This is a genomic window from Streptomyces sp. SID14478 (assembly GCF_010548525.1).
Taxonomy (GTDB): domain Bacteria; phylum Actinomycetota; class Actinomycetes; order Streptomycetales; family Streptomycetaceae; genus Streptomyces.
Window position 1 is genome coordinate 1 of record NZ_JAAGMG010001401.1, and the last position, 3,846, is coordinate 3,846.

4 protein-coding genes are annotated in these 3,846 nt (G+C 73.9%); 2 read left to right on the forward strand and 2 right to left on the reverse strand.

Annotated features, from left to right (window positions below; translation table 11 throughout):
- Both G3I40_RS44530 and G3I40_RS44535 read left to right on the forward strand, forming a co-directional pair.
- Positions 1-1,145: sialidase family protein (locus G3I40_RS44530; RefSeq protein ID WP_164560481.1), on the forward strand; the 1,145-nt coding region annotated here is incomplete at its 5' end.
- Positions 1,146-1,186: 41 nt separating this feature from the next.
- On the forward strand, positions 1,187-1,735 hold the full coding sequence (locus G3I40_RS44535; RefSeq protein ID WP_164560482.1) for an isochorismatase family cysteine hydrolase: 549 nt from the start codon (positions 1,187-1,189) through the stop codon (positions 1,733-1,735).
- Here the strand turns inward: G3I40_RS44535 and G3I40_RS44540 are convergent, their stop codons facing one another.
- Both G3I40_RS44540 and G3I40_RS44545 read right to left on the reverse strand, forming a co-directional pair.
- On the reverse strand, positions 1,736-2,770 hold the full coding sequence (locus G3I40_RS44540; protein ID WP_164560483.1) for an ABC transporter ATP-binding protein: 1,035 nt from the start codon (positions 2,768-2,770) through the stop codon (positions 1,736-1,738).
- On the reverse strand, positions 2,767-3,846 hold a 1,080-nt coding region (locus tag G3I40_RS44545; RefSeq protein ID WP_164560484.1), incomplete at its 5' end, for an ABC transporter ATP-binding protein. The genes G3I40_RS44545 and G3I40_RS44540, both read right to left, overlap by 4 nt.

Genomic DNA, 3,846 nt, shown 5'->3' on the forward strand with positions numbered 1-3,846 from the left:
TGCCCGCCGGCGCGTCCGCGGCGCCGTCGCCGGGCCCCGGCCGCTGCACGTCGTCCGTGCCGTTCTCGGCGGGCGTCGGCGGCTACGACACGTACCGCATCCCGGCCGTCGTGCGCACCGCCCGCGGCACCCTGCTCGCCTTCGCGGAGGGCAGGCACAACAGCGCCGCCGACACCGGCAACATAGACGTCGTCCTCAGACGCTCCGCCGACGGCGGCTGCACCTGGGACGCGCAGCGCGTCGTCGCGGCCGGCGACGGCGACACCCGGGGCAACCCGGCCCCCGTCGTCGACCCGAGGACCGGCCACGTCACCCTGCTGACCTCGTACAACAGCGGCCAGGTCACCGAGGCCCAGATCATGCGCGGCGAGGTCACGCCCGAGCAGAGCCGCCGGGTCTTCGTGCAGTCCAGCAGCGACGACGGCCGCACGTTCACGCCGCCCCGTGACATCACGGCGAGCACCAAGCTGCCCGGCTGGCGCTGGTACGCGACCGGGCCCGGCCACGCCGTCGCCCTCACCCACGGCCCGCACGCCGGACGCCTCGTGGTGCCCGCCAACCACTCGGCGGCCCCGCCCGCGGGCTCCGCCGACACCGGGCAGGAGGCCAAGTACTACGGCGCGCACGCCCTCTACAGCGACGACGGCGGCCGCACCTGGCGGATCGGCTTCGTCGACGACTCGTACGACGGCGTGAACAACTCCAACGAGTCAGCCGCCACCCAACTCGCCGACGGGCGGCTCTACTTCAGCTCCCGGGACCAGAACGGCACCAGTGCGGGCAACCGTCTCGACAGCTACTCCAGCGACGGCGCCAGGAGCCTCGACCGGCCCTACGCCGTGCAGCCGACCCTCTCCGACGTGCCGGTCGTCCAGGGCAGCGTCCTGCAGACGTTCGGCACCCGGACCGCGCCGCTGCTGTTCGCCGGGCCCTCCGTGCCCACCGCCCGCCGGTCCATGGCGATCTGGCGCAGCGACGACGCCGGGCGGAGCTTCAGCAAGGCCCTCACGCTCTCCCCGCTCCAGGCCGCCTACTCGGACCTGGTGCAGCCCGACCGCCACACCGTCGGCATCCTCTACGAGACCGGGGAGACGGGCACGTACGACCGGGTCGAGTTCCGCCGGATCCCGCTCGGCGACCTCTGACCGCCGCTCTGCCGCGCTCACGCGGCGACTACCGTGACGCCATGCAGCCGCGCCCGCACGTCCCCGCCCTGCTCGTGATCGACATGCAGCAGGACATGCTGCCGGTCATGCACCGCGCGGCGGCGACCGTCGGCGTCCTCGCGGACCTGCGCTCCCGGGCGCGGGCCGCGGGCGTCGCCGTCGTCACGGTGCGACAGGGCGGATGCGGGCCCGTACTGGCCGAACTCGCCCCGGACGCAGACGAGTTGCAGATCACCAAGACGACGGCGGACGCGTTCCTGCGGACCGGCCTCGACGCGTCCCTGCGGGCCCTCGGCGTGACCGAGGTCCTGGTCACCGGCTTCGCCACGGAGAACTGCGTGGAGACGACCGCGCGCCAGGCCCTCAGCCACGGCTACGACCTGGTCCTCGTGGCGGACGCACACACGACGTCGGTCCGCCCCGCCACGACGGACTTCGCCCCGCCGGACCTGTCGATCGCCCACCACAACGAGATCTACCGGCACATCGACTTCCCCGACCGCAGCATCCGCGTACGGCCGGCGGCGGAGATCGACTTCACGGCGCCCACCGGGAGCCTGCCCGGCTGATCACGCGCGCAGGGTGGCGGGCGCCGCCTCCTGGACCGCGACCTCCCGGACGAGGTCGTGCGTGGACTGGTCCTCGCGTACGGGGTGGTGGCAGCGGAAGACGTGCCCGCCGGCCCCCTCGAAGTCGGGCATCGTCCCCGCGCAGACGTCGTCCGCCCGCCAGCACCGGGTGCGGAACGGGCAGCCGGACGGCGGGCGCGTCGCCGACGGCACCGGGCCGATCAGCGGGATCGGGTCGATGGGGTCGAGCAGTCCGGGCGTCGCCGAGAACAGGGCGCGCGTGTACGGGTGCCGGGAGCGGTCCAGGACGTCGGCGGCCGGCGTCTCCTCCACGATCCGGCCCAGGTACATCGTGACGACCCGGTCGCTCATCCGCCGCACCGTCTGGATGTCGTGCGAGACGAAGACCAGGGCGAGGCCGAGCCGCTCCTTGAGGTCGAGGAGGAGGTTGAGGATCTGGGCGCGGACCGACACGTCGAGGGCGCTCGTCGGCTCGTCGGCCACCACCAGGTCCGGCTCCAGGGCCAGGGCCCGCGCGATCGCGACGCGCTGGCGCTGCCCGCCGGAGAGCTGGCCCGGCAGGACGTCGGCGAGCGCCTTCGGCAGCCCGACCAGACCCAGCAACTCCCGTACCCGGCCGTCGCGTTCGGCGCTGGTGCCGCGCCGGTGCACGTCGAGGGGGTCGCGCACGATCTGGCGTACGGTCAGGCGCCTGTTCAGGGCCGTCGACGGATCCTGGAAGATCATGCCGACGCCCGCGCCGAGCGCGGTGCGGCGCCGCACGGACGCCGTGGCCCACAGGTCGTCGCCGCGGAACGTCACCGAGCCCGCTGTCGGACGCTGCACGCCCACCAGCACCTTGGCCAGGGTCGACTTGCCGCAGCCGGACTCGCCGACGATGCCGACCGTCTCACCGGGGGCGATGGCCAGGTCGGCCGCGGTGAGGGCATGGACGTGGTCGCGGCCGAACAGTCCGCCGGAGCGGGCCTTGTGCACCACGTGCACGTCCCTCAACTCCACGATGGACGGCGTCATTTCGGCTCCCTCTCCGTGACGGTGGCGCGGGCCGCGGGCAGCGCGGTGACCGGCGTGTCCGTGCCCCGCGCGGAGGCCGGATGGTGACAGGCGACCGTATGGGTGCGGGCGCCCACGAGCTCGGGCGCCTGCGCCCGGCACACCTGCGACGCCAGCGGGCACCGGTCCGCGAACCGGCACCCCGCGGGGAAGTCCGCCGGGGACGGCACCACGCCCTTGATCTGCGTGAGCCGCTCGGCCGCGGCCTCCAGCGAAAGGACAGAGCCCAACAGGCCGCGCGTGTAGTGGTGTTCGGGCGACTCGACGAGGTCGGCGGTGACGCCCGACTCCACGATCTGGCCGCCGTACATGACGACGACGCGGTCCGTGACGTCGGCGACCAGCGCCAGGTCGTGCGAGACGAGGACGAGCGCGAACCCCAACTCCTCGCGCAGCCGCAGCAGCAACTCGATGACCTGGGCCTGCACCGTCACGTCCAGCGCCGTCGTCGGTTCGTCGGCGACGATCAGCTTCGGGTCGCGGGACAGCGCCATGGCGATGAGCACGCGCTGGCGCTGGCCGCCGGAGAGCTCGTGCGGGTAACTGCGCAGAGTGCGGTCCGGGTCGAGGCCGACACGTTCGAGGAGCGCGGCGGGGGAGTGGTGGCCGCCGCGCCGCACGACCTGCCTGAGCTGGGCGCGCACCGTGATCGCCGGATTGAGGGACGACAGCGCGTCCTGGTAGATCATCGCCATGTCATGGCCGAGCAGGCGGCGGCGCGCCTTCATGGGCAGGCCGATCAGCTCCCGCCCGTCGAAGGTCACGCGCCCCTTCAGCCGGGCCTCCCGCGGCTGCAGGCCCATCACGGTCAGCGCCGTCAGCGACTTGCCGCAGCCGGACTCGCCGACCAGGCCGAGGACCTCGCCGGGGCGGACCTCGAAGCTGATGCCGTCCACGATGTCGACGCCGCCGTGCCGCCCGTCGAAGCCGATCGCGAGGTCGGTCACGGACAGCACCGGCTGCGCGTCGGGCAGCGGCCGGGCGCGGGCGCGCAACCGGGCCGCGGCCGCTCCGAGCCCGGGCAGATCGAGGACCTG

What these genes read in the sequence shown, in the direction of transcription:
- G3I40_RS44540 (WP_164560483.1), bottom strand. Translation starts at nt 2,770, where the DNA reads ATGACGCCGTCCATCGTGGAGTTGAGGGACGTGCACGTGGTGCACAAG.
- G3I40_RS44535 (WP_164560482.1), top strand. Translation starts at nt 1,187, where the DNA reads ATGCAGCCGCGCCCGCACGTCCCCGCCCTGCTCGTGATCGACATGCAG.